Here is a 22,455-nt window from a genome sequence, read left to right as displayed (position 1 = left end):
TTGGTCTCCGTCCTTTGGATTCAGCTGGTCGCGAGTGTTTGAGCGGTCTTTGGTCCGCGCACCTTCGAACCGGTTTCCTGCAATAAAAGCGTCAGCGCGATCGCCAGGGCCACGCCGATCAGCATCGGCATGAAGGTGACCTGGTAATCCGCGAGACTTCGCTCCACGGCACCCTCGCTGACGCGCACGAGACGAGCGGCGAACAGCGGACCGAAAATTGCCGTCAGCGAGAAGTTGACAAAGTTGATGACGCCGGTCGCCGTGCCACTATGCTCTGGCCGGTTCACTTCCTTGACCACGGTGTACGGGATCATTGCAGCGCCTGATGCAATTCCTGCCACAAGGGCGATCGTAAATGGCGGCAAGACCCCGGCCGGGCCGTACAGCGCAAATGCCAGTGTCACGAGCAGCAACATCGCGGCGCCGGCGATCACCGGCTTGCGCCGCCCCAGCCGGTCCGAAAGCCAGCCGAGCAGCGGGCAGCCAATAATCCAGCCGAATGGAACGGCTGCCGAGCGAAGCACCGCGACTTCGTACGGGAGTCCGTGCGCCTCCTGAAGGTAGCGTACGCCCCAGACCATGTCGAAAATCGTCGTGGGGATGAAAATCAGCCCGGCGATAAGTCCGCACAGTATCGATTGCGGGTTCCTGAAGACCGCCCCAAATCCACGGAGCGCGGCGCGCAGGTCCGGCTTGTGGGTCGTAGCCCCGCTTCGGCCGGGAATCAGGAAATATAGCAGGACTGCGATAGGCAGGCCGGCGATGCCCATCGACAGCCAGAAGGTATCCCACGACACGCCGGAGCCGATGATCGGCCCGACCACGAATTGCCCGGCCGAACCTCCGGCCATGCCGAACATCTGGGTTGCACCGACCAGTGTAGCAGCTCGCGAAGCCGGCATGAAATTGCTGACAAGATAAACCGCCCCGATCAGAGCGAAGACGCCGCCGGCACCTTGCAGGAATCGTCCGATGCTTCCGAGTGTCGGGTCGCCAGTCGAGAACAACAGGGCGCCAACCGCAACCGTCGCGGCGCCTAGCGGGACGACCGCTCGCGGCCCGACCTGGTCCATCGCCACCCCGGCCACCAGGCTGAACGGTGCGTATGCCCAATAGAAAAGCCCGATAAGAGAGGCGATTCCGACCGCACTCATCCCGAACGCGCTCGAAAGTTCGGGCACCATGACGGCGGGCGCTGAGCGCATCGAATATTGGTAGAAGTAGAACAGCGACGTCAGGAGCCACGCGGCGGTGATGGTACCCGCCACCGCCCTGGCTCCTGACCGCTGAGCGGTTGCGGTCACGCCTTTCGATCCCTCAACAAAGTACGAGTGACTGAGCGAGGCCGGCTTCCGACGTCTCCTTATACTTTGGGTTCATGTCCTTGGCGGTCTGCGCAAGGGCCGTGATCACCGAATCGATATCGACACGTCTGTTCGCGGATACTTCGTTCCGGGCAATGAGATAGCCGGTCCAAGCCTTGACGGCGCCAAACGCGCATCGCTCGATGCAGGGGATCTGGACGAAGCCCGCGACCGGATCGCAGGTCATGCCAAGGTGGTGTTCGAGCGCGGCACCGGCCGCGTTGGCCGAAATTTGCGGCGGGTCGTCATGAGCGGCGGCAATCGCCGCTCCGCCCATTCCCGAAGCAACACCGATTTCCGCCTGGCAGCCGCCTTCCGCAGCCGACAAAGTCGCATTGTGCTTGCACAGATAGCCGACGATGGCCCCGGCAAGCAGCGCCTCGCGGAGCTTCTGCTGCGACTTCTTCGCGCCATCGGGGCCAAGGGAGTAGATGACCGCCGGCATCACCCCAGCAGAACCGCCAGTGGGCGCAGTGATAACGAGATGACCCCGGGCATTCTCTTCGGATCCGGCAAGGGCGGCGGCCGATAGGACGCCGATACCACGCCTAGCGGGCAGCGGCTCCTTCATGGCGTTCTTGAACACGTCACCGGCCTTGGTCTTCAGCTTGATCGGTCCCGGAAGCGTTGACGTCGGGGCGGCGAGCCCAGTCTTAACCGTCGCCTGCATCGCTCCCAGTATCTTGTCCAGGAAAGCGTCGATCGTCGCCTTGTCCCGGCCGGATATGGCAAGTTCGTTGGCATAGGCGAGCTCGGCCAGGGTGATGTTGTCGCGCTTGGTGTGCTCCAGCACTTCCTTCATCGTCGAATAGGGATATTTCGGGGGTTCTTCTTAGGAGGCGTGTAGCCCTTCCATTCGATGAAGCCTCCGCCGACAGAGTAATATTCCTGCTCCATCAAGACTTTGTCGCCCGCCATGAGCTTAGCGATCATCGTATTCGGGTGATGGAAGTCACCTTTCGTGGCATCGTAGATAATGTCCTTTAGCGACACGTCGATTGTCTTCGGGCCGAGCTTGACGGGGTAAACCTTGTCCGGCTCAGCCGCCATCTTGTCGAGAACAGCGACGGGATCGATGGTGGCCGGTTCATGTCCGATGAGTCCGGCAAGAGCTGCTCGCTCGGTGCCGTGGCCCTTTCCGGTCGCGCTCAGGCTTCCGAACAGATGGACCTTCAGTGCCGTCGCCCGGGCCAATTGGTCGGCCGGCAATTTGATGGCACGCTGATAGAAGTCGTAGGTGATCCGCATCGGCCCGATGGTGTGGGACGAGGACGGGCCGGGACCCACTTTGTAGAACTCGTCGACTAGGGTCATCACTGGACCCTTGCTGTTCTTGACTACCTGGAGGTTTGGATCGACCCCTTGCGAACCGAGAGGCGGGCCGGCCTGCGACTGTGCCCACAGGGGGTTCGGGACGCCCCCAAGCGCCGCAATGGCGGTAGCCATTGCGCTACGGACCATGAACGTGCGCCGGTCGGAGCCCGCGGGTGGATCGGAAAAATCGAGTTCGGGTAATGAAAAACTGCTTTCGATTTCGATTTCGTTGTCCATCGCTTCCGCTCCCTAAGCCGACGAGCGAACCGCCAGTCCACGTTCGGGTAACGCAGTCCTCGGCTCATGATCGCCCATGGCTATATCGCCCGGGCTGAAGGGGCTGCATCGGGGTGAATCCCGGAATGACAGGGGGCAAACGCTGAGTCCGCCATTCAGGCGAATGCCGCGCTGGTTGCCCACTCGTCGGGACATACCCCGATATTCCTCACCGTTCGGCGACCCTAGCTTGTGCGAAAGCACGACGAGGAGAAGACCGATGTCATTGGTCGATGCCGCCGCTCCAGAGATTCGGAATGTTCACGACAAATTCCGCGACCTTATGGAGACTGCCAAGAACCTTCCGCCGATAAAGGTCGCAGTCGCACATCCGTGCGACCAAGCTTCCCTTCAAGCCGTGGTCCAAGCCGCGGAGCGAAAGTTGATCGACCCCGTCTTGGTGGGTCCGGCCGCTCGAATCCGCGAGGTCGCTCAGAAACATAATCTCGACATAAGCGGGTTCGAGATTGTTGATGCTGCCTTCAGCCAGGATTCGGCGGCGCGGGCGGTCGAGCTCATTCGCGAAGGTCGGGCCGAGGCATTGATGAAGGGCAGCCTTCACACCGACGAACTGATGGGTGCAGTCGTCAAACGCGATACAGGCCTGCGCACTTCCCGGCGGATCAGCCACTGCTTCATTATGGATGTGCCGGATCACGATCAGCCCCTGATCATTACGGATGCGGCAGTGAACATCGCGCCCGACCTCAAGACAAAGGTCGACATCACGCAAAACGCGATCGATCTCGCTCAGGCGCTTGGGCAGAAGGAAATTCGCGTGGCGATCCTAAGCGCAATGGAGAGCGTAAATCCTGATGTGCCGTCGACGTTAGAGGCAGCCGCCTTGTGCAAGATGGCGGATCGCGGCCAAATCACCGGTGCAGAACTGGACGGCCCCCTCGCGCTCGATAACGCGATCAGCCCGGCTGCGGCCGCCATCAAGAAGATCAATTCGCCCGTTGCAGGACGCGCGACGATTCTCGTCGTGCCCGATCTTGAGGCGGGCAATATGCTGGCAAAAAGCCTATCGTTTCTCGCCGACGCTGACGCTGCGGGGATCGTGCTCGGTGCCAAGGTTCCGATCATCCTGACCAGCCGGGCCGACGAGGAGATGGCGCGCCTTGCCTCCTGCGCGGTCGCGCAGCGGCTGGTCGCGGCGCGTCGCGCCAGCACCTCGGCCGCAATTCGATAGGTTATCCTCGCCATGGCTGAGTGCATCGTCGTCGTGAACGCTGGTTCTTCCAGCGTGAAATTCGGAATCTACGATACCGCAGGCGACGATTCCCTGCTTCTTCGTGGCCAGGTCGAGCAGATCGGCGTTTCCCCGATGCTCAGCGCCAGCGACGGCTCCGGAACCGAGCTTGCCAGCCAGAACTTCTCGCCGGAGGGCTTCGGTCACGCCGAAGCGATGGAGGCGATAGCCGCTCTCGCTCGCGAACAGCTCCCGGGCTCGACCGTCAAAGGTATCGGGCACCGCGTCGTCCACGGCGGATCCGAGTTCGCGGCGCCGGTTGTCGTTACGCCGGAAATCTTCGCTCGGCTCGAGAAACTCTCCCCACTTGCCCCCCTTCATCAGCCCCACAATCTGGCGCCTATCAAGGCAATGGCCGAGAGAGCGCCGGAGCTTCGGCAAGTCGCCTGCTTCGACACCGCCTTCCACCAAACGCAAAAGCCGCTTGCTTACTCGTACGCATTGCCCCGTGACATTAGCGACGCTGGCGTTCGGCGCTACGGTTTCCACGGACTGTCTTATGAGTTCGTAAGCGGTCGACTGCGCGTCATCGCTCCCGAGCATGCTGACAAGAAAATCGTCATTGCTCACCTCGGCAATGGCGCCAGCCTTTGCGCGATCGAGAATGGCCGAAGTGTCGTGACGACGATGGGCTTTACTGCGGTCGAAGGTCTGATGATGGGAACGCGCTGTGGTTCGATCGACCCCGGCGTACTGCTCTATCTCATGGACGAAAAGGGGCTGGATGTCAGGGACATCGAGAACCTGATCTACAAGAAGTCGGGACTGCTTGGTGTCTCCGGAATCACATCCGATATGCGAACTCTTCGCGCATCGCCGGAACCGCACGCCCGCGAAGCGATCGAACTCTTCATATATCGGATCGTTCGCGAAATCGGATCGCTTAGCGCGGCCCTCGGCGGGCTCGATGGGATCGTCTTCACGGGAGGCATCGGTCAGCGCGACTCGAAGACCAGGAGCGAGGTCATCGCGGGTTGCGCATGGCTCGGAGCGGTCATCGACGAGACCGCCAACTGCGCTGCGGATTCCCGCGTGGAGGCCAACAAATCCCGAATTCCGATCTGGGTGCTGCCCACCGACGAAGAGCGTGTCATCGCACGGAGCACCGCCGGCCTTCTTGATATCTAAGGACGGCTAGTTCAGCTTTTGCGGATTGGGGCTCAAGTAATTCTCGAGCCACACCAGCTGGCATTCCAGTTCCGCGCGCAACGCGGCCGACATCTCGTGATGAAGGAGCGCCCCTGAAGTCTCGCGGATCGCGAGCCGGATCGTCTCGCGAAACGCAGGGCCGTTCGACGTCCAAAAGTCACTCGAGTCGGTCTCCGGTTGCTGAAGCGCCTGCAGACCGCGCTCCAGTTCGTCGGTCGTCAACACCGCGGCCGCCGTTTCGCGGGGGTTCGCCGGGGCTGGCTGCCTTGAAAGTCGATCGAAAGAAAAGACGCGGCGTGACATGGTTTCCGGCGTATCTTTGCGGGTTGCGCCCGCCTATCGGGGAAAGACCCTACAGCTCGCCCTGCGCAGCGCCGGAAAGCTTGCCGACAATGTCGGTCAGCAACTGCCGCACGCCTTCCAAAGTGTAGGGATCATCTGGATCCGGTTTGGCGCACGGGCGGTCGAAATGGGGGCGCTCGTCCACCGCTCGGCCCCATTCCATGTCGGCTTCACGAACCAGCTCTGCCAATCGATACTCCGAAGCCAGGATTTCCTCGCAGACAATCCGAAGCGCAGCCAGCGGATGATCGAGATCCTCTAGCAGCCGCGGGCTTCCCTTGACCTGACGATGAAGCAGCAGCTGCAGTGCGCCGGGAGTGTCGGGCACGTGCAACTTGAGCCACGTGCCGATTTCCAATTCCGCCTGCCGTACGGGCGACACCGGCGAAGCGCCCTTCATCGCACCTGGGCCAGCCATTTTGGCGAGCGCGTCTTGCGGGTTGAACTTCCGCCCCTGCCGAATTTCCCGTTCGATCTCCGAATCGTCGTCCATCGCGGGAAAATGTGCGCTTGGACAACTCCAATGACTATTGCGGTTTACCCGTGTGCGAACGCGACCGCAGCGCCAAGAAGGCCCGGTTGAGGATGGTCCAGAATCCGGACCCGAATGGACCGCATGCGCGCTTCGAACCGGCCCTTGGCGACGAACCGATCCTGGAACGGAGTTGCCGCCAGCTTTTCGCGGAGCCGATAACCGAGACCTCCCGCTACGACCACGGCGTCCGCTCCTTGCACCAGAGCAAGGTCACCGGCGAACCCGCCGAGGATGGCGCACCAGCGGTCGAACGCGGCCAACGTGTCGCCGGCCAGAACTTGTTTCCACAACGTCTCGTCTTCCCTGTCCTCACCCGTCAGAGCGAGATGGATGTTCGCCAGCCCCGGTCCGCTCACGATATGCTCAATCTCGACGCGCCCGAGCCTCTTACGGACGAGTTCCAGGATCCTCTCTTCGACCTCGTCCGCTGGCGCGAACCCCGCGTGGCCGCCCTCGGTCTCCACCACTTCGCCGCGCACGATCTGCGCGACCCCCAAGCCCGTTCCTGGCCCGAGCAAAGTTATGATTGCATCGCCCGGCAATGGCCCATCGGGCCCGCACAGGAAGCGCAAGTGCACGTCGCCGAGCTGCTCGAGGGCATAGGCCACGGCTGCAAAATCGTTGACGATCTTGAAGTGGACAATTCCCATCTTGCGAAGCTCGTCTGGATCAATCGTCCAGTGGTTGTTGGTGAGCCGGATTCGTCGCGCGTCCACCGGACCGGCGAACGACAGGCCCAGCGAATCCGGAGCACCCCCATCAAGGGTCGCGGCGAACGTGCGCCAGGCATCGGCGAACGTCGGATAATTCGAAGTTCGCAGCGTAATCGGTTGGCCGACGGAACGAACAGAGGTCCCGTCGAGTTCGGCGGTCGCGAAGCGGGCGTTCGTTCCCCCGATGTCGGCAACGGCAATCACGCGATTCATGGGCCCGCATGTGGACGGCGCCGCGGCGGATGACTACCCCCCCTCGGGCGACGATCGAAGGAAGGATATAATCAATGGGTGCGAGCGCGCTATTGTTGTTCGGGGCGACCGGCGACCTTGCGCGGCGGATGCTGCTTCCTTCGCTTTACGCCCTCTATGACGATGGCCTGCTGCCGAAGGATTTGAGGATCGTCGGAACGGCACGGTCCGCGCTCGACGACCGTGGCTATCGCGACATGGCGGAAGATGCGCTCAGCGAGTTCCTTCCCGGCCACGACCGCGACGGGGCCTCCATTCCGGCATTCCTCGAGCATCTCTACTACCACCCGATGGACATCCTCGCCGGCGACGATGGATTTTCGCGTCTCTCGGAGAAGCTTGAGGACACGAGCGACGGATTGTCGATTTTCCTGTCGACTGCGCCGAGCCTGTTCGAACCGACCATTCGCGGGCTTCAGGCCGCGGGCCTAGCGCATGATGGTGTACGGATAGGCCTCGAAAAGCCGCTTGGCACCGATCTTCAATCTTCGTGTGAGATCAACGACGCGGTCGCTTCGGCTTTCCCGGAAGACCGGATCTTCCGGATCGATCACTATCTGGGGAAAGAGACCGTCCAGAACCTTCTGGCGCTGCGTTTCGCCAACGTCCTATTCGAGCCTTTGTGGAACGAAGAACATATCGACCACGTCCAGATCACCGTTGCCGAGACCGTCGGGCTTGAAGGTCGGGTCGACTATTATGATGGGGTCGGGGCACTTCGTGACATGGTCCAGAACCACGTTTTGCAACTTCTCGCCCTGGTGGCCATGGAGCCGCCGTCAAGCTTTGACGCGACCGCCGTCCGCGACGAGAAGGTCAAGGTCCTCCGCTCGCTTCGTCCAATCACCTGCGATGACAGCGTGCTCGGCCAATATGAAGGCTATGATGCCGAACTGAAACGAGACAGCGCCACGGAAACGTTCGTCGCGCTCAAGGCCAATGTCGATAACTGGCGATGGGCGGGGGTGCCCTTCTACCTCAGAACGGGGAAGAAGCTGGCCGAGCGGCGAACCGAGATCGTGGTCCAGTTCAAGCCGATCCCCCACAATATCTTTGCTTCGCGTGGAGCGAACAGCGTTCCCAATCGGCTGATTATCGCCATCCAGCCGCAGGAGAACATTCATCTTTCGGTGATGGCCAAGGTCCCCGGCCTCGACCGGGGCGGGATCAAGCTTCGCGAGGTGCCGCTCGACATCTCGATGCCGGACGCGTTCGCCGGCCCACGGCGGCGCATCGCCTATGAGCGGCTCTTGCTGGATCTCATCGAGGGCGATCAGACCCTGTTCGTGCGCCGCGACGAAGTCGAAGCACAGTGGCAGTGGATCGACGCGGTTCGCGCGTGTTGGACGGAGACTGCAAAAACGCCGGAGGTTTATCAGGAGGGAAGCCTCGGTCCGGAAGTAGCGGACGCATTGGTGAAGCGCGATGGCCGCGTCTGGCACGACTGAGCAATGACGATAACCGTTGTCGGTGGAGGCGCGATTGGCGGCTGGATCGCCGGCAGGCTGGCACTTGCCGGACATGAGCCGACCTTGCTGGTCCGGGCTGGGCAGAGGTCCAGCGGGCTAACGCTAGGCGAGGGGGATGGCGTTCGGCAAGTCGCGCTAAACGTGATTGACAGCGTGGCCGGCATTGGCGCGCAGGACGTCGTCATCTTCGCGGTCAAAGCTTTCGCACTGGCCAATGCGGCCGAAGCCGCTGCGCGGCTGATTGGGCCGGATACGGTTATCGTGCCGATGATCAACGGCGTGCCCTGGTGGTTCACCAATCCTCCGCTCGCCAGCGTCGACCCCCAGGGACGCATTGGCCGCAGTCTGCCCTTGCCCCAGGTCGTGGGAACCGTGGTGCATGCGGCTGTTCGCCGTGAAGGCCAAGAAATCCGTGTCCAGCACGCCGACAAGATCATCCTCGGCGAACCAGAAGGCGGCGACAGCGATCGCGTTCGCCGGCTCTGCGCCTTGTTCGAAGATTCCGGAATCCGAGCCGAAGCCAGCAAGGCGGTCCGCCGGGACATCTGGTACAAGGCGTGGGGCAATATGACGATGAATCCGTTGTCTGCGCTGACATTGGCAACGGCGGACCGGATTATCGCGGAATGTCGGCCGCTGATCCTCGATTGCATGGAAGAAGCGCGCGCGATTGGCGTGGCGATAGGCTGCCCAATTACGGAGTCGGGCGAAGATCGCATTGCCGTCACCGAACGGCTCGGAGCATTCAGGACGTCGATGCTTCAGGACGTCGAGGCTGGCAGGCCGATCGAGATCGAGGCGTTGCTTGGCGCTCCGCTCGAATTGGCAGCGAGGCACGGCATCCCGGCTCCTAACCTTCACCAGCTGTACGCAATGACGCGTCTGATGGCCGAGGGCCGCGGGCTGGCCTAGGCTGCCACGACCTTTTGCTCGATCATTCCAAAGATCGGGTGATGGCGATCGTCGTTCATCGTGATTGCGACGGTATCGCCAGCTTTCAGGAATCCGGTTTCCGGCGATCCGCGAAGGATCGTTTCGACCATCCGCACCTCGGCGATGCAGCTGTAGCCGAGCCCCCCTTCGGCGACGGGCTTGCCAGGGCCGCCATCGGTGTCACGGTTTGAGACCGTTCCCGAACCGATAATCGTCCCCGCACCGAGGCGCCGGGTCTTGGCGGCATGGGCGATGAGCGTGCCGAAATCGAAGGTCATGTCTTCGCCAGCATCGGCTCGGCCGAACGGCTGTCCATTCAGTTCGACCATCAGGCATCCGTGAAGCTTGCCGTCCTTCCAGCGCTCGCCAAGTGCGTCCGGGGTGACGAACACAGGCGAAAAGCTCGACGCTGGCTTCGACTGGAAGAAACCAAAGCCCTTGGCGAGCTCCCCCGGGATAAGGTTGCGGAGAGAAACGTCGTTTGTAAGTCCAACCAGGAGGACGTGCTTCAGCGCTTCCTGGGGGCTGACTCCCTGCGGAACGTCGCCGGTGACGACCACGACCTCTGCCTCGAGATCACAACCCCAGCTCTCGTCCGCCAACGGGATATCCTCGCGCGGTCCGAGGAAGGCGTCCGACCCACCCTGATACATCAGGGGATCGTGCCAGAAGCTGTCGGGCATCTCCGCCCCCGCGCCTGCCGGACCAGCGCAACGTGGTTCACATAGGCCGAGCCGTCGGCCCACTGATAGGCGCGCGGGAGAGGCGACGCGGCGTCGCGCTCATGAAAGCGCATCCGGGGAATGGCCTGATGTTCAAGATCGGTGGCAAGGTTGCGAAGCAAGGGTTCGTACCTGTCCCATTCGTCGAGCGCGCCTTGCAGGGTCGGGACGATATGGCCTGCATCGGCAAACCAGGCGAGGTCGTTCGAAACGACGACGAGCCGGCCGTCGCGGCCGCCTTTCAGGGAAGCGAGTTTCATGTCTAACTCCGGGGCAATTTCGCCTTGGGGAAATCTGCCCAGGCTTCGTCATAATCGGCTTGCGCACGGTCGAGTGCGTAACGGGTTGGCCTGTACGGCCAGCAGCTCTCGACCATGAACGCCATGGTGTTTTCGATCTTCATCGGCTTGAGCTCGACTTCGCTCGCCTTCCGCCAGCTTTCGATGTCTGGCCCGTGACCGCTCATCAGATTGTGAAGCGAAAGGCCGCCGGGGGCGAAGCCGCCTTCCTTGGCATCGTAAGCGCCGTGAATAAGGCCCATCGCCTCGCTCATCACGTTGCGGTGGAACCAGGGCGGACGGAAGGTGTCCTCGCCGACCATCCAGCGCGGTGGGAAAATCACGAAGTCGGCGTTCGCGCGGCCCGGCGTCTCCGAAGGGCTGGTCAGAACGGTGAAGATCGAGGGATCGGGGTGATCGTAGCTGACCGTCCCGATCGTGTTGAAGCGCGCCAGCTCGTAGCGATAAGGCACGAGGTTGCCGTGCCAGGCCACCACGTCGAGCGGGCTGTGGTCCAGCTTCGTCGCCCACAAGCTGCCGAGATATTTCTGTATGACCTCGTGCGCTTCGTCGATGTCTTCGAATGCGGCCGTCGGAGTTTCGAAATCGCGTGGGTTGGCCAATCCGTTCGAGCCAATCGGCCCGAGGTCAGGCAGCCGGAACGGCGCGCCGTAATTCTCGGCGACATAGCCCTTGCATTCCGCATCGACGTCGACCCGGAATTTCATTCCGCGCGGAATGATCGCGACCCAGCCGGGCGGTACGTCCAGGCGCCCGAGCTCGGTGAAGATCCTGAGTGTCCCCGACTGGGGAATGATCAGCAGTTCGCCATCGGCATCGACGAAGACTCTCCGCTCCATGCTCTTCGATGTGCGGTAGAGATGAACCGCAACGCCTGTGAGGTCCTCGGGCGCTCGATTGGCCATCATCGTCACGAGGCCGTCGACGAAGTCCGTATTCTCGGGCAGGTCGGCGGGCGGGTCCCAGCGCAGGCGATTCGGTGCCAGCGGCTCCTCACCCGTGCCAGATGTGAAGAGCTCCGCGCCTTCGTAAGGCGTGAACGGCCGGTGATCGGCCGTGGGCCGCATCCGGTAGAGCCAGCTGCGTCGGTTCTCGTGACGGGGCGCAGTGAACGCGGTTCCGCTCAGTTGCTCGGCATAAAGTCCGAACGGCGGGCGCTGGGGGCTGTTCCGGCCCTTCGGCAATGATCCGGGGACGGCTTCGCTTTCGAAGTGACCGCCAAAGCCGGTCAGATACTGCAGTTCGCTGCTCATGGCCCTAATGCAACAACCCCCTCGCTGCCAGGTGGCGACGAGGGGGCGTTACGCGCCAATGGCGCGCGGGTCAAAGCCGCGTCAGTTGACGTTGACTTCGATCTTGTCCGGAATGTTGATGTCGGTGTCTTGAGTTCCGAAGCCAAGCTGGTCACGGAACACGAACAGCAACACCAGCACGACGATGATTAGCAAAACGACGGCGAGCACTCCGCCTCCGCCGCCGCCACCGTTCGTTTCGACGATCGTGGTGCGTTCGACCGGTGGTTCGTTCGGATCGGCCATGTCAGATACTCCCTGTTGAACAATTATTATCGCTGCCGAAACGAACGCGCTTTCGGGCGTCAATGTTCCTTGGGACAATCGCACAACGACAAAAGGCCGGGACTTGCCCGGCCAATTGAATGAAATCGATGCGGGCCGTCAGGCCGCGATTTTAGCCCTGGCGAGCCTTGAAGCGCCGATTCGTCTTGTTGATGACGTAGGTACGGCCGCGACGGCGAATCACCCGGCAATCGCGGTGACGCGACTTGAGCGACTTGAGGGAATTGCGAATCTTCATGGCCGGGCGCCTGCTCGTTCTTGTTGTTTAGGATTTCGGGGGTCTTTTGAACCGGGCGCTCCACTAGATGCGGCACTCGGCCAAGTCAAGGCGTGGGTGACCGGGGCTAGGCACGGGGCCGATGCTTTTCTATCAGGCCCGCCAGCAAATCCCAGCATAAGACAGGCACCATGGCGCTCACCATCTCAAGTTCGTTCGATTCCGGCAACATTCGCGTCGTGTCCCAGCATGGCGACAATGCCGAGCTGGAAATTGTCAACGATCACATGAGCGAATTCTATCAATGGTTTCACTTCCGTCTGGCAGGTGCTGGCGGGCGTGAAGTCACGCTGAAGATCACCAATTGCGGCGGCGCCGCTTATCCGGACGGCTGGCCGGGATATAAGGCCTGCGTTTCGCTCGACAGGGAGGATTGGACCCGGATCGCGGACACCAGCTATTCCGACGGAACGCTGACCATTCGCTTCAGGCCGGAAACGGACATTGTCTGGGTCGCCTATTTCGCGCCCTATTCGATGGAGCGGCACCACGACCTCGTCTCAACGGTCGCGGCCCTCCCGGGCGTCGGATACCGAAGCCTGGGAAAAAGCATCGACGGTCAGGATATCGACTGCCTGAGCATTGGCGAGGGTGACCTCACCGTCTGGCTCTACGCCCGCCAGCATCCGGGCGAGACGATGGCGGAGTGGTGGATGGAAGGCGCGCTTGAGAAGCTGACCGATCCCGACGATCCCGTCGCTCGCGTCCTTCGCAGCGAATGCACCTTCCACGTTGTTCCGAACATGAATCCCGACGGTTCGCGCCGCGGTCACCTGCGCACGAATGCGGTCGGCATCAATCTCAACCGCGAATGGCACGCGCCGACAATGGAAAAGAGCCCGGAGGTGCTGGTGGTCCGCAATGCCATGGATCAGGACCCACCCGTTTTCGCCATGGACGTTCACGGCGACGAGGCGATTCCGGCCAACTTCCTTGCCGGCTTCGAAGGTATTCCTTCGCTAACCGAACGGCAGAACGAGTTGTTCAAGCTGTTCAGCGATTCGCTCGAGCGTCTCTCGCCGGATTTCCAGACCCGGCAGGGCTATGAAATCCCGCCGCCGGGACAGGCCAACATGTCGATGTCCACGACCCAGCTGGCGGAACGCTATGGCTGCGTCTCGATGACTTTGGAAATGCCGTTCAAGGATAATAGCGACCTGCCCGATGAGCTTTACGGCTGGTCGCCGGAGCGCTCGAAATATCTCGCATCCTCCTGTCTCGATGCGCTCCACGCGATCCTGCCGGAACTGAAAACGTCTTCGGCAAAAGCGCCGGCCCGCAGCGAAGAGAAAGCGGAGGCCTGATGCCGACCCTCGTCCTGCTGCGCCACGGACAGTCGCAGTGGAATCTCGAAAATCGGTTCACCGGCTGGTGGGACGTCGACCTGAGCGACAAGGGTATCGCGGAAGCCCGCGATGCCGGCCGAATGCTGGCGGACAAGAACATGGATTTCGACCATTGCTTTACGTCGGTCCTGACGCGCGCAATCCGAACGCTTCACCTTGTCCTTCATGAAATGGGCCGGTTGTGGCTGCCGGTGACGAAGGACTGGCGGTTGAACGAGCGGCACTACGGCGGGCTGACTGGGCTCAATAAGCAAGAGATGATAGACAAGGTCGGCGCCGAGCAGGTGAAGATCTGGCGCCGGTCGTTCGACATCCCGCCGCCGCCGCTCGAGCCGGACAGCCCTTGGGTATTGGCTGGCGACCGGCGCTACTCGGGAATCGAAGTTCCCGGGACGGAGAGCCTCAGGGATACGATCGCGCGTGTCCTACCCTACTACGAGGCGGAAATTGAACCGCTTTTGCGGCAGGGCAAAAGGATTGTCGTGTCAGCCCACGGCAACTCGCTTCGCGCGCTCGAAAAGCATCTTTCGGGCATATCGGACGAGGACATCGTCGGGTTGGAGATCCCGACCGGACAGCCGATTGTCTATGAGCTGGGCGAGGATCTCGCCGTGCGCGACCGTTACTATCTCAGCGAGCGCTAGGCGCGAGAACGCACCTTAGCCGATCCAGAGGACCCACTAGGCCGCGTTTTTGCGGCGGTACATCGCCTGGTCGGCGCGATCGAGTACGCTTTCCGGTGTGTCGCCGCGTTCGATCATGGCGAGGCCAATTGCGACGCTGAGCTCCAGCGCGGTGCCGTCGTGAATGAAGTCGCTATCGGCGACCTGCTCGGCAAGGCGACGGGCGGTTTCGACGGCAACGTCTATCGGGCTGTGATCGAGAAGGATCGCGAACTCGTCGCCGCCGATTCGAGCAACGAGGTCGGTCTTGCGAACCCCTGACGACATCAGCTCGGTCAGATGGATCAGCGCGGCATCGCCGGCGCCGTGACCGTGACGGTCGTTAATCGACTTCAGCCCGTCGACATCGATGAAAAGCATTGCCGCGGGAACGCCGTGGCGCTCGTGGCGGGCGAGGATCATCGATAACTGCTTAACCAATCCTCGGCGATTGGCGGCGGGGACCAGCGGGTCCATGCACGACAGCCGATCGAGATGCTCGACTCGGGACTGGAGCCGCGCAACCTCGCTTCGGAGGAGTTCAATCTCACCCAGCAGCGCCTGAGGATCGGCGCTGTGCACCTTGCTGTCCATGTCTGCATTAGCCCGCAATGTTCGCCAGAATATAACAGAGGTTAAGGGCTGGCGAAACGCCCGATTCACGTGTCCGTCCCGATTGCGGACGATTGCGCCCGCCAGCGCTTCTTCCTAAACCCACGGCCTGAGCGCAGGGAGGAACTCGTGGACGGGCCCAGGATCGGAATCATCATGGGCAGCCGTTCCGATTGGGAGACGATGCGCCATTCCGCGGAGATGCTCGATGCTTTGCGGGTCGCCCATGAAGTAAAAGTCGTCTCGGCTCACCGCACGCCCAGGCGACTTTATGAGTATGCCCAGACCGCGCGCGAACGCGGCTTGAAAGCGATCATCGCTGGAGCGGGCGGTGCCGCGCATCTGCCGGGCATGTGCGCGTCCATGACTTTGCTCCCGGTGCTTGGCGTACCGGTCGAGAGCCAGGCGCTTAAGGGCATGGATAGCCTGCTCTCCATCGTCCAGATGCCCGCCGGCGTTCCGGTCGGCACGCTGGCCATCGGCAAGGCCGGTGCCGTCAATGCTGCCCTGCTCGCCGCGGCGATGCTCGCGAATGAGGATCCTGCTCTTGCCGAGCGGCTCGAAAAGTGGCGCGCAGACCAGACGGCCAGCGTAGGCGAGAGCCCCGAGTGATTCTTCCGCCCGGTTCGACTGTGGGCATTGTCGGTGGCGGCCAGCTAGGCCGGATGATGGCGATCGCCGCAGCCCGTCTCGGCTACCGCTGCCATATCTACGATCCCCATGATGCGCCTTGCGCGGTCGCGGTCAGTGGATCGTTCACGCGCGGCGAATTCACGGATCAGCAGCGAATCGCGGAATTCGCGGCCTTGTGCGACGTCGTCACTTACGAGTTCGAGAATGTGCCGGTTGGGCCGCTCGCCGCGCTTGGCGCCAAGCTGCTGCCCGGAACGCGGAGCCTGGAGGTCGCGCAGGATCGGGCGCTGGAGAAGGAATTCCTCGAATCCACAGGTGCCAGGGTCGCGCCATGGCGCCGCGTCGAATCGGTCGCGGATGCAGGAGCGGCAGAAGAAGAGATCGGCCTCCCGCTGGTGCTCAAGACCCGCCGCTTCGGTTACGATGGCAAGGGCCAGTCGTGGGCGCGCTCCCAAGGTGGAGCGAGACAGGCCTACGAGGCCATCGGCCGCCAGCCGGCAGTCGCCGAATCCGGAATTGCGTTCGAGGCGGAATTCTCCGTCATCGTCGCACGCGGGCAGGACGGCGCGGTGCGCAGCTTCGATCCGCCCCGCAACATTCACGATGGCGGGATCCTGCGCCGCTCCATCGTCCCGGGCGGACCGCTGGTCGCTGGCCAGGCGGAGGAGGCAAAGCGCATCGCGGGCGCGATCGTCGCCGCGCTCGGCCATGTCGGCGTGCTGACGGTCGAATTTTTTGCCACCGCGGACGGGCCGCTGGTCAACGAATTCGCGCCGCGGGTCCACAATAGCGGCCACTGGACGATCGAGGGGGCGAAGACGTCCCAGTTCGAGCAACACATCCGCGCCATCTGCGGCCTTCCGCTCGGCGACCCCGGCTTGGTCGATGGCTCGGTGGAGATGGAGAATTTGATCGGCGCCGATGTCGAGCGGTGGCCCGAGCTGATCGCCGAACAGGGCGCAGCGGTTCACCTTTACGACAAGGGCGAGGTCCGGCCCGGCCGCAAGATGGGGCACGTCACCAGGGTCGGCGCCGGCGCCGCTTTCACCGACCGGTAACCGGTGTCGCGCTAAGCCTTGGGCATGTCGTTCCTCACCAGATATTTCAACCCGTGGAAGTATCGGCGCCAGAAGGCGGCCGAGCGCGTGGCGGCGCTTCGGGCCCGCGACGGCGACAATTGCGCGCGGTGCCGGCGGCCGATGCGTTTCGACCTTGTCGAGGGGCACGACCAGGGCGCCGCGATTGAACCCGTCGTTCCCGGTGTAATCGGCGAGGCGCTGCAGGATTTTCGCCTGTGTCATCCGCGCTGCAACCCGTCGGGCGTCGATCACACCGCCGAGGTAACCATGCGGTTACGCAAGAAGAATGAGGCGGAGCTGTTCGCCAAGGCGCGGGCGAAGCGCGCGGCGTGAGCGCGATTCAGCCGTTCGAGCGCGCGCAATGGATGCAGAGCGCCGCCTCGGGCCGGGCCTCCAGTCGCTCGGCCGCGATTTTGCCGCCGCAGCGCACACAAATTCCGTAGCTGCCGCCCTCAATGCGGGCGAGAGCCCCTTTGACCGAGGCGATCTCCCGCGAGATCAGATGGGCCTGATGCTCCAGCGCTTCATCGTCCGCGACTTCGATCGACTGCTCTTCGAGATCGCGGTCCGCCGGCTCGTCGAGATCGTGCACCACGTTGGTCAGACGGGCCTCGAGCTCGGCGAGGGTGGATTGCAGGCGCGGTTTCGCGGCACTCGCAAGATCGGACATGGTCGTTCTTCCTTCGACAGCTTCATGCTGGGTGGGCGATGCGCTGGCCATTGGGGAATACCCGAATGGGCAGGAATGGCCGTCCTAACCGGATGGTAACGCATCTTCGCTAGTCCGGTCGGCTATGGCCAGTCCGCTTGCAACGACGAAGCAGTCCATCAATCTGACGCCCAGCGGCGTTCCGGGTTCGCGGATCCGCCGCAACCCGCCGTCGCCCGAGAAGAAGACGCTGATTCCGGACCGCAACGAGCGCGACCGGCGGACGGTGGCGATCGGCATTGCGCTGTCCGCCCTTCTACTGGTCGTCATCCTGGCCGGCTTCGCAAGCTACTCCGGATGGTCGCCGAGGGAAGTTACGGCGCACCTCTAAAGCAGCGCCGTTCCTGTAACGTCGGTTAAACTTCTGGACTCGGCCTTCGGCACGGGCGACATTCTGCGCGCAAAACAGCGGGGGGCCCCAATGATCAGCGCGAACATGATTGCGGCGGCGGTTATGCTTGCGACGCCTTTTCCCGAAGCTCGGCCGCTTGTGCCGTTCGAGGTGGATGGGGATGTCGGCTGCCACTGGACCATGCACAACAAGTCGGAAAAGTGGATTCGGGGCGGCATCGGCCAGGGTGACGAGGACCCGATCCTCGACCTTGTCGACCATGCGTTCGACGGGCGCGGCTGGGCCATCGACATCCCCATCGAAGTATCGACGGGCGACCCGAAACGGCGGCTACCGGCCAAGGGCTGGGCGTCCCCCGACGACAAGGACTCGCCCGGCTCGCTGGCTTTCTACATGGGGCCGGAGCTGCGCGCCATGATTGGCGGGGCAACCTCCGTCCAAATCTGGAGCGAGGGCAAGCCGATTTTCAACGCGAACCTGGCCAAGACCCCGTCCAAGGCCGAGCTCGACGCCTGCGTGCGCCCGCCGACCGACCCCAAGGACACGGATGAAGAGTGACCGCAGGGCGTCGGCCTCGCAACGGACCATCGTGGCTGGTATAGCTGAGCAAAGGAAGAGGGGGCTTCTCCATGCCATATCGCAGCGCGCCTTACTGGGTCGCGGGGGTCATCGCGGTCATCCTGGCCGGTTTCTGGCCGAGTTACTGGTCGATCCTTGATACGTCGCGTTGGCAGTTTCACCTACACGGCGCGATCAGCAGCCTGTGGGTGCTGATGGTCTTGTTCCAGAGTTGGGCGGTGCAGAAGAAGCAATTGCCGCTGCACCGGACGGTCGGGACGGCAAGCCTGTTCCTGTTTCCGGTGCTGATCGGCGGGTTGATGGGGATCATCGACGTAACCGCCAAGAATTTCCTGCGCGGGGATTCGGCCGAGAATCCGGTGACGATGATGCTCGGCCCGGCTTTCCTGACCGGACTGCTGGTGGCCGTGGCGGCCTATCTCACCCTATATTACAGGGCATTGAAGCACCGGCGCAGCGTGTGGAGCCATGCCGGCTATATGCTGGGCACGCCGATCATCCTGTTCGAAAGCCCGTTCAGCCGGTTGCTGGACATCGCCGGCGTTCCAGCCTTCGCGGTGCGCGGACCGGCGGATTTCGACAAGATCCTGCCTTCGATTCTGTTTTCGGACGCACTGGCCGTCGCTTTCTGTCTGGTCGTTTACTTGCGCTTTGGGCCAAGGGCCAAGCCGTTCCTGGTGACCGCCATGTTTGTCGCGCTGCAGATGCTGGTGATGGCCACGACAGGTGACATCGGCTTGCTTCAGTCGGCGCTTCGCGGACTTGGCAACGTGCCGAGTTGGGCAATGGTGGCGAGCGGGATCGCGATGGGCGCGGCCGCCAGCTGGCTCGGCTGGCGCGCCGGCGGCGCCGAGCGGACGAGTGCGCTTGCGACGCAAGCGCCCGCATCCGCGTAGAGCCGCGCCCCGGCCGAGGTACCTTACAGTCTAGGCATGGGAAAGAAGTTCATCGCCAAGTATCTCAATCCGTGGATATTCAAGCGTGAGAAGTCCCGGAGACGCCTCGAAGCCCTCCGGAAGGCTTACGGTGCTGGATGTTGGCGATGTGGATCGAAAATGAGCTTCAGTCTACTCGCAACTCGTCGTAGGGCAACGATTGAACACTGCAAGCTAAGTCGTCAGGCGGCACTAGCCACTGGCAGAACATTCGACTCTGCCATGTCGGCTGTAATCGACACCTCGGTACGCATTCGCCGGATACGAGGCGGGAAATGAGGACTGCGCTGGCGCGCCAAGCCGTTCCAGAATCCGTCGATCAATCCAAAGGAGCCTAAGACAACCGCGGAACGCGCGGCGAGCTTGCCCCGTTCTGGACGGAATGCCTCGACCAATATTCTGCGCCGCCCTGATCCCGATCCCGTTGCTGTGCGCATGCGAGCCCGAGCAGCCCGCCACCAACCGCAACCTTTCGAGCTCGGAGCCAACGGCGGAAGCGCATGTTGATCTCAACCGGAGCGCCGTGCCCGCTTCGCCGACTGCCGAGCCCGCCGATACCGCGGGACCGGACTTGGCGCCGCCCAATCTGACCCCAGAAGCGGAGCGCGGGGAGAAAAGCGCGCGCAACGTGCTGCTGTCCTTCGCGCGGGCGATAGAGCTGAAGGAATTCAATCAGGCGTGGGCGCTGTTGAGCCCGGCCGACAAGGCGAGATGGAGCCAGGTCGTGTTCGCGAAGATATTCGCGGACCTCGGCAAGATCAGCGTCGCGGTGCCGGCCGGAACGATGGAGGGTGCGGCGGGATCGACCTACTACAGCGCGCCGATCATCATCACCGCGAACGACATGGACGGGCGACCGGTCCGGATCGAAGGGGAGGCTATGCTGCGGCGGGTCAACGACGTGCCCGGCGCTACCCCGGAGCAACTCCACTGGCACTTCGAAACTCTAAAGCTAGATTGGACGCATTAGCGCCTGGAAATCATGGCGATTTCATCGCGCTCTTACTCCGCCGCGACTCCGCTTGTCTGCCCGAACATATCCACCTCGCCCAACGCTTCCTCCTCAGCAGGCGCATCATTCGCGGCTTTGGCCTTCTGGCGGCGGTCGAAATTGTCCCACACCTCATTCCAATTGCCCTTGGTCGCGGCCTTGGAATATTCGGTCGCGCGGGTCTCGAAGAAGTTGGCGTGCTCAACCCCGTTGAGCATCGGCGCAAGCCACGGCAGCGGGTGCTCGTCGACCATGTAGATCGGCTGGAAGCCTAGCTGGCCCAGGCGCCAGTCGGCGATGTAGCGGATATACTTCTTGATCGCCTTGGGGGTCATGCCCTCGACCGGGCCCATCTCGAACGCCAGGTCGATGAAGGCGTCTTCCAGCCGCACCGTCTTCTGGCAGGTGTCGATGATCTCGTCCTTGACCTGCTTGGTGAGGCAGTCGCGCTCCTTCACGAAGGCGTGGAACAGCTTGATGATGCCCTCGCAGTGGAGGCTCTCGTCGCGCACCGACCAGCTGACGATCTGGCCCATGCCCTTCATCTTGTTGAAGCGCGGGAAGTTCATCAGCATCGCGAAGCTGGCGAACAGCTGCAGCCCCTCGGTGAAGCCGCCGAACATGGCGAGCGTCTTGGCGATATCCTCGTCGGTGTCGACGCCGAAGGTGGAGAGATAGTCGTGCTTGTCCTTCATCTCCTTGTACTGGAGGAAGGCGCTATACTCGCTTTCGGGCATGCCGATGGTGTCGAGCAGGTGGCTGTAGGCGGCAATGTGCACCGTCTCCATGTTGGAGAAGGCGGTGAGCATCATCTTCACCTCGGTCGGCTTGAACACGCGGCCATACTTGTCGTGGTAGCAATCCTGCACCTCGACGTCGGCCTGTGTGAAGAAGCGGAAGATCTGGGTGAGCAGGTTGCGCTCGTGATCGGTCAGCTTCTGCGCCCAGTCGCGACAATCCTCGCCGAGCGGCACTTCCTCTGGCATCCAGTGGATCTGCTGCTGGCGCTTCCAATATTCGAACGCCCACGGGTATTCGAACGGCTTGTACTGACGGGACGCTTGAAGGAGGGGCATTTAACGGTCTCCTGAATCTTGGTCTTTGCGGGTTTCGATATGGGTGACGCTTGGGCCGGAGCCGCGAGCAATGAGGAGGATGGCGAGCACCGCGACAAGCGCGACGACGAGGACGATCTGCGTCGTGGTCATCAGCCTATATCCTCCACCCGCTTGGCGCGGACATCGATGACCCGGTCCTTGTAGACGACATGCGTCTTGCGGGCGCCGACCCCGAACACGACAATCCCGAGGAAATAGCCGAAATCATACCAACCGCCGTTGTTGGGGACAGCGTAGACGGCGACCTTGTCCACGAAGAGCGAGACGACCCAGGCGACCGGGAAGATGAAGCCGTGCCACAGGCCGAGCAGGAAGCCTGGCGCGGAAGGCGCGACCGCGTCCGCCTGCTGCTGCGCCGAGCAGGCGGCGAGAAGGAGCAGCGGAAGGAGGGTGAGGGCGCGGCGGCTCATCGGTGCATCGCCTCCAGCTCCGACGGGGAGGGGCGGTATTTGGTGAGGCCGAGGCCATAGACCACCGCCATCGCGCCGATCAGCAGCAGGATGACCCCGCCCTGGCTGCCGCGCGAATTGCCCTCGCGGCGGCGGCGGAAGATCAGCATTCCCCCGGCGGCAATCGCACCGAGGCCAATGGCCAGCGCCAGGCTCTCGTTGACGGTCATCGGCCGACGCCTTTCAGCCCGAACGCAAAGATCGACAGGGCGATGCCGAGCGCAAGGATCATTGCGCCCGAAATCCGCCGGACATAGGCGCCCTGCGGGGTCGCGGCGGGGCGGACGAGCAATGTCACGCCGATCGCGAAGGCGACCAGGCCGAGGCCGAGCATGATGAGGTTGGCGTAGGTCATTGCCCTAATGTTCCGAGCCGCGTCCGCCCGGCGCAAGGAAAGCCGCGCCGAGGATGGCGGAGATCACGATAAGGGCGATGATGGTGCTCATCTCAGTCTTTCCGCCCACGCTTGCGCTTGAGCGAGGCGCCCGCGATGACGATCACCAGCAGGGCGACGAC

Annotated in this window: 28 protein-coding genes and 2 pseudogenes; 13 read left to right on the top strand and 17 right to left on the bottom strand. The window is 62.7% G+C overall.

What is annotated here, in order from left to right; translation table 11 throughout:
• Nucleotides 1–20: 20 nt before the first annotated feature.
• From G7076_RS10180 to G7076_RS12225, 3 genes are read right to left on the bottom strand one after another with little or no spacing between them, the layout of a single operon-like run.
• Nucleotides 21–1,268, bottom strand: coding sequence for an MFS transporter (locus tag G7076_RS10180; RefSeq protein WP_166202546.1), 1,248 nt, complete (start codon nt 1,266–1,268; stop codon nt 21–23).
• A gap of 49 nt (nt 1,269–1,317) precedes the next feature.
• The gene (locus G7076_RS12230; protein ID WP_206367529.1) at nt 1,318–2,157 is read right to left on the bottom strand and encodes an L-serine ammonia-lyase, iron-sulfur-dependent, subunit alpha; all 840 of its coding nucleotides are present in this window, start codon (nt 2,155–2,157) and stop codon (nt 1,318–1,320) included.
• Between the two features lie 5 nt (nt 2,158–2,162).
• On the bottom strand, nt 2,163–2,915 hold the full coding sequence (locus G7076_RS12225) for a serine dehydratase beta chain (RefSeq protein ID WP_206367528.1): 753 nt from the start codon (nt 2,913–2,915) through the stop codon (nt 2,163–2,165).
• A gap of 283 nt (nt 2,916–3,198) precedes the next feature.
• On the opposite strand from G7076_RS12225, the pseudogene G7076_RS10170 reads away from it, so the two are divergent.
• Nucleotides 3,199–4,146, top strand: a pseudogene (locus G7076_RS10170) (phosphate acetyltransferase); the annotation flags it as partial.
• 12 nt (nt 4,147–4,158) lie between these two features.
• On the top strand, nt 4,159–5,334 hold the full coding sequence (locus G7076_RS10165; RefSeq protein ID WP_166202542.1) for an acetate/propionate family kinase: 1,176 nt from the start codon (nt 4,159–4,161) through the stop codon (nt 5,332–5,334).
• A 6-nt stretch (nt 5,335–5,340) separates the two neighbouring features.
• Here the strand turns inward: G7076_RS10165 and G7076_RS10160 are convergent, their stop codons facing one another.
• The 3 genes from G7076_RS10160 to G7076_RS10150 form a co-directional block, all read right to left on the bottom strand.
• Nucleotides 5,341–5,580 (bottom strand): hypothetical protein, encoded by a 240-nt coding sequence (locus G7076_RS10160; protein ID WP_166202540.1) that lies wholly within the window; start codon nt 5,578–5,580, stop codon nt 5,341–5,343.
• Between the two features lie 127 nt (nt 5,581–5,707).
• Nucleotides 5,708–6,190 (bottom strand): hypothetical protein, encoded by a 483-nt coding sequence (locus G7076_RS10155; protein ID WP_166202538.1) that lies wholly within the window; start codon nt 6,188–6,190, stop codon nt 5,708–5,710.
• Between the two features lie 44 nt (nt 6,191–6,234).
• Nucleotides 6,235–7,158 (bottom strand): glucokinase, encoded by a 924-nt coding sequence (locus G7076_RS10150; protein WP_166202536.1) that lies wholly within the window; start codon nt 7,156–7,158, stop codon nt 6,235–6,237.
• Between the two features lie 74 nt (nt 7,159–7,232).
• Here G7076_RS10150 and zwf point away from each other — a divergent pair, with 74 nt between their 5' ends.
• Together zwf and G7076_RS10140 are read left to right on the top strand one after the other, a co-directional pair.
• Nucleotides 7,233–8,645: a glucose-6-phosphate dehydrogenase gene (gene zwf / locus G7076_RS10145; RefSeq protein ID WP_166202534.1), complete on the top strand. Its 1,413-nt coding sequence runs from the start codon at nt 7,233–7,235 to the stop codon at nt 8,643–8,645.
• A 3-nt stretch (nt 8,646–8,648) separates the two neighbouring features.
• Nucleotides 8,649–9,578 carry a 2-dehydropantoate 2-reductase gene (locus G7076_RS10140; protein WP_166202532.1) on the top strand — a complete coding sequence of 310 codons (930 nt, stop codon included), beginning with the start codon at nt 8,649–8,651 and terminating at the stop codon, nt 9,576–9,578.
• Here the strand turns inward: G7076_RS10140 and G7076_RS10135 are convergent.
• From G7076_RS10135 to ykgO, 4 genes and pseudogenes are all read right to left on the bottom strand, one after another.
• Nucleotides 9,575–10,581, bottom strand: a pseudogene (locus tag G7076_RS10135) (fumarylacetoacetate hydrolase family protein). The gene G7076_RS10140 and the pseudogene G7076_RS10135 overlap by 4 nt on opposite strands.
• Nucleotides 10,582–10,583: 2 nt before the next feature.
• Nucleotides 10,584–11,873: a homogentisate 1,2-dioxygenase gene (hmgA, locus tag G7076_RS10130; protein WP_166202530.1), complete on the bottom strand. Its 1,290-nt coding sequence runs from the start codon at nt 11,871–11,873 to the stop codon at nt 10,584–10,586.
• An 81-nt stretch (nt 11,874–11,954) separates the two neighbouring features.
• Entirely contained in the window at nt 11,955–12,158 is a 204-nt protein-coding gene (locus tag G7076_RS10125) for a hypothetical protein (protein WP_166202528.1), read from the bottom strand.
• A 151-nt stretch (nt 12,159–12,309) separates the two neighbouring features.
• Nucleotides 12,310–12,435 carry a type B 50S ribosomal protein L36 gene (gene ykgO, locus G7076_RS10120; RefSeq protein ID WP_006833921.1) on the bottom strand — a complete coding sequence of 42 codons (126 nt, stop codon included), beginning with the start codon at nt 12,433–12,435 and terminating at the stop codon, nt 12,310–12,312.
• A gap of 170 nt (nt 12,436–12,605) precedes the next feature.
• Here ykgO and G7076_RS10115 point away from each other — a divergent pair, with 170 nt between their 5' ends.
• Entirely contained in the window at nt 12,606–13,778 is a 1,173-nt protein-coding gene (locus G7076_RS10115) for a M14-type cytosolic carboxypeptidase (RefSeq protein WP_166202526.1), read from the top strand.
• Nucleotides 13,778–14,464 carry a 2,3-diphosphoglycerate-dependent phosphoglycerate mutase gene (gene gpmA, locus G7076_RS10110; RefSeq protein ID WP_166202524.1) on the top strand — a complete coding sequence of 229 codons (687 nt, stop codon included), beginning with the start codon at nt 13,778–13,780 and terminating at the stop codon, nt 14,462–14,464. Before G7076_RS10115 ends, gpmA begins: the two co-directional genes overlap by 1 nt.
• Nucleotides 14,465–14,500: 36 nt before the next feature.
• On the opposite strand, the gene G7076_RS10105 is transcribed toward gpmA, so the two are convergent.
• Entirely contained in the window at nt 14,501–15,076 is a 576-nt protein-coding gene (locus G7076_RS10105; RefSeq protein ID WP_166202522.1) for a GGDEF domain-containing protein, read from the bottom strand.
• Between the two features lie 174 nt (nt 15,077–15,250).
• Here G7076_RS10105 and purE point away from each other — a divergent pair, with 174 nt between their 5' ends.
• The 3 genes from purE to G7076_RS10090 are packed head-to-tail and all read left to right on the top strand — an operon-like array spanning nt 15,251 to nt 17,139.
• Nucleotides 15,251–15,706: a 5-(carboxyamino)imidazole ribonucleotide mutase gene (gene purE, locus G7076_RS10100; protein ID WP_166203571.1), complete on the top strand. Its 456-nt coding sequence runs from the start codon at nt 15,251–15,253 to the stop codon at nt 15,704–15,706.
• On the top strand, nt 15,706–16,785 hold the full coding sequence (locus G7076_RS10095; protein WP_166203569.1) for a 5-(carboxyamino)imidazole ribonucleotide synthase: 1,080 nt from the start codon (nt 15,706–15,708) through the stop codon (nt 16,783–16,785). Before purE ends, G7076_RS10095 begins: the two co-directional genes overlap by 1 nt.
• A gap of 24 nt (nt 16,786–16,809) precedes the next feature.
• Nucleotides 16,810–17,139, top strand: a complete 330-nt coding sequence (locus G7076_RS10090; RefSeq protein ID WP_166202520.1) for a hypothetical protein — start codon at nt 16,810–16,812, stop codon at nt 17,137–17,139.
• A gap of 7 nt (nt 17,140–17,146) precedes the next feature.
• Here the strand turns inward: G7076_RS10090 and G7076_RS10085 are convergent, their stop codons facing one another.
• The gene (locus tag G7076_RS10085) at nt 17,147–17,476 is read right to left on the bottom strand and encodes a TraR/DksA C4-type zinc finger protein (protein ID WP_166202518.1); all 330 of its coding nucleotides are present in this window, start codon (nt 17,474–17,476) and stop codon (nt 17,147–17,149) included.
• Nucleotides 17,477–17,600: 124 nt separating this feature from the next.
• Here G7076_RS10085 and G7076_RS10080 point away from each other — a divergent pair, with 124 nt between their 5' ends.
• The 4 genes from G7076_RS10080 (at nt 17,601) to G7076_RS10065 (ending at nt 20,351) form a co-directional block, all read left to right on the top strand.
• On the top strand, nt 17,601–17,846 hold the full coding sequence (locus tag G7076_RS10080) for a hypothetical protein (protein WP_166202516.1): 246 nt from the start codon (nt 17,601–17,603) through the stop codon (nt 17,844–17,846).
• A gap of 90 nt (nt 17,847–17,936) precedes the next feature.
• Nucleotides 17,937–18,425, top strand: a complete 489-nt coding sequence (locus G7076_RS10075; protein ID WP_166202514.1) for a hypothetical protein — start codon at nt 17,937–17,939, stop codon at nt 18,423–18,425.
• 71 nt (nt 18,426–18,496) lie between these two features.
• Complete coding sequence (locus G7076_RS10070; protein WP_166202512.1) at nt 18,497–19,342, top strand: hypothetical protein; 846 nt, start codon at nt 18,497–18,499, stop codon at nt 19,340–19,342.
• A gap of 421 nt (nt 19,343–19,763) precedes the next feature.
• Nucleotides 19,764–20,351, top strand: a complete 588-nt coding sequence (locus tag G7076_RS10065) for a hypothetical protein (protein ID WP_166202510.1) — start codon at nt 19,764–19,766, stop codon at nt 20,349–20,351.
• A 32-nt stretch (nt 20,352–20,383) separates the two neighbouring features.
• On the opposite strand, the gene G7076_RS10060 is transcribed toward G7076_RS10065, so the two are convergent.
• Genes G7076_RS10060 through G7076_RS10045 form a run of 5 tightly spaced genes read right to left on the bottom strand, consistent with a single transcriptional unit; the run spans nt 20,384 to nt 22,294 of the window.
• On the bottom strand, nt 20,384–21,448 hold the full coding sequence (locus tag G7076_RS10060; RefSeq protein ID WP_166202508.1) for a ribonucleotide-diphosphate reductase subunit beta: 1,065 nt from the start codon (nt 21,446–21,448) through the stop codon (nt 20,384–20,386).
• Complete coding sequence (locus tag G7076_RS12725; RefSeq protein ID WP_277343919.1) at nt 21,449–21,580, bottom strand: hypothetical protein; 132 nt, start codon at nt 21,578–21,580, stop codon at nt 21,449–21,451. It lies immediately after the preceding gene.
• Nucleotides 21,580–21,900: a hypothetical protein gene (locus tag G7076_RS10055; RefSeq protein WP_166202506.1), complete on the bottom strand. Its 321-nt coding sequence runs from the start codon at nt 21,898–21,900 to the stop codon at nt 21,580–21,582. The genes G7076_RS12725 and G7076_RS10055 overlap by 1 nt, the downstream gene beginning before the upstream one ends.
• The gene (locus G7076_RS10050) at nt 21,897–22,109 is read right to left on the bottom strand and encodes an LPXTG cell wall anchor domain-containing protein (protein ID WP_166202504.1); all 213 of its coding nucleotides are present in this window, start codon (nt 22,107–22,109) and stop codon (nt 21,897–21,899) included. Before G7076_RS10050 ends, G7076_RS10055 begins: the two co-directional genes overlap by 4 nt.
• Nucleotides 22,106–22,294: a hypothetical protein gene (locus G7076_RS10045; RefSeq protein ID WP_166202502.1), complete on the bottom strand. Its 189-nt coding sequence runs from the start codon at nt 22,292–22,294 to the stop codon at nt 22,106–22,108. The genes G7076_RS10050 and G7076_RS10045 overlap by 4 nt, the downstream gene beginning before the upstream one ends.
• Nucleotides 22,295–22,455 lie beyond the last annotated feature (161 nt).

The sequence above is a fragment of the Sphingomonas sp. HDW15A genome (assembly GCF_011301715.1).
In the GTDB taxonomy this organism is placed as follows: domain Bacteria; phylum Pseudomonadota; class Alphaproteobacteria; order Sphingomonadales; family Sphingomonadaceae; genus Sphingomicrobium.
This window is presented reverse-complemented; position numbering and strand designations above follow the sequence as displayed.

What these genes read in the sequence shown, in the direction of transcription:
- G7076_RS10125 (WP_166202528.1), bottom strand. Translation starts at nt 12,158, where the DNA reads ATGGCCGATCCGAACGAACCACCGGTCGAACGCACCACGATCGTCGAA.
- G7076_RS10055 (WP_166202506.1), bottom strand. Translation starts at nt 21,900, where the DNA reads ATGAGCCGCCGCGCCCTCACCCTCCTTCCGCTGCTCCTTCTCGCCGCC.
- G7076_RS10080 (WP_166202516.1), top strand. Translation starts at nt 17,601, where the DNA reads ATGGCCAGTCCGCTTGCAACGACGAAGCAGTCCATCAATCTGACGCCC.
- G7076_RS12225 (WP_206367528.1), bottom strand. Translation starts at nt 2,915, where the DNA reads ATGGACAACGAAATCGAAATCGAAAGCAGTTTTTCATTACCCGAACTC.
- gpmA (WP_166202524.1), top strand. Translation starts at nt 13,778, where the DNA reads ATGCCGACCCTCGTCCTGCTGCGCCACGGACAGTCGCAGTGGAATCTC.
- G7076_RS10105 (WP_166202522.1), bottom strand. Translation starts at nt 15,076, where the DNA reads ATGGACAGCAAGGTGCACAGCGCCGATCCTCAGGCGCTGCTGGGTGAG.
- G7076_RS10115 (WP_166202526.1), top strand. Translation starts at nt 12,606, where the DNA reads ATGGCGCTCACCATCTCAAGTTCGTTCGATTCCGGCAACATTCGCGTC.
- G7076_RS10050 (WP_166202504.1), bottom strand. Translation starts at nt 22,109, where the DNA reads ATGACCGTCAACGAGAGCCTGGCGCTGGCCATTGGCCTCGGTGCGATT.
- G7076_RS10090 (WP_166202520.1), top strand. Translation starts at nt 16,810, where the DNA reads ATGTCGTTCCTCACCAGATATTTCAACCCGTGGAAGTATCGGCGCCAG.
- hmgA (WP_166202530.1), bottom strand. Translation starts at nt 11,873, where the DNA reads ATGAGCAGCGAACTGCAGTATCTGACCGGCTTTGGCGGTCACTTCGAA.
- G7076_RS10060 (WP_166202508.1), bottom strand. Translation starts at nt 21,448, where the DNA reads ATGCCCCTCCTTCAAGCGTCCCGTCAGTACAAGCCGTTCGAATACCCG.
- G7076_RS10140 (WP_166202532.1), top strand. Translation starts at nt 8,649, where the DNA reads ATGACGATAACCGTTGTCGGTGGAGGCGCGATTGGCGGCTGGATCGCC.
- G7076_RS10075 (WP_166202514.1), top strand. Translation starts at nt 17,937, where the DNA reads ATGATCAGCGCGAACATGATTGCGGCGGCGGTTATGCTTGCGACGCCT.
- G7076_RS10165 (WP_166202542.1), top strand. Translation starts at nt 4,159, where the DNA reads ATGGCTGAGTGCATCGTCGTCGTGAACGCTGGTTCTTCCAGCGTGAAA.
- G7076_RS10045 (WP_166202502.1), bottom strand. Translation starts at nt 22,294, where the DNA reads ATGACCTACGCCAACCTCATCATGCTCGGCCTCGGCCTGGTCGCCTTC.
- G7076_RS10150 (WP_166202536.1), bottom strand. Translation starts at nt 7,158, where the DNA reads ATGAATCGCGTGATTGCCGTTGCCGACATCGGGGGAACGAACGCCCGC.
- G7076_RS10085 (WP_166202518.1), bottom strand. Translation starts at nt 17,476, where the DNA reads ATGTCCGATCTTGCGAGTGCCGCGAAACCGCGCCTGCAATCCACCCTC.
- ykgO (WP_006833921.1), bottom strand. Translation starts at nt 12,435, where the DNA reads ATGAAGATTCGCAATTCCCTCAAGTCGCTCAAGTCGCGTCACCGCGAT.
- G7076_RS12725 (WP_277343919.1), bottom strand. Translation starts at nt 21,580, where the DNA reads ATGACCACGACGCAGATCGTCCTCGTCGTCGCGCTTGTCGCGGTGCTC.
- zwf (WP_166202534.1), top strand. Translation starts at nt 7,233, where the DNA reads ATGGGTGCGAGCGCGCTATTGTTGTTCGGGGCGACCGGCGACCTTGCG.
- G7076_RS10070 (WP_166202512.1), top strand. Translation starts at nt 18,497, where the DNA reads ATGCCATATCGCAGCGCGCCTTACTGGGTCGCGGGGGTCATCGCGGTC.
- G7076_RS10065 (WP_166202510.1), top strand. Translation starts at nt 19,764, where the DNA reads ATGCCTCGACCAATATTCTGCGCCGCCCTGATCCCGATCCCGTTGCTG.
- purE (WP_166203571.1), top strand. Translation starts at nt 15,251, where the DNA reads ATGGGCAGCCGTTCCGATTGGGAGACGATGCGCCATTCCGCGGAGATG.
- G7076_RS10155 (WP_166202538.1), bottom strand. Translation starts at nt 6,190, where the DNA reads ATGGACGACGATTCGGAGATCGAACGGGAAATTCGGCAGGGGCGGAAG.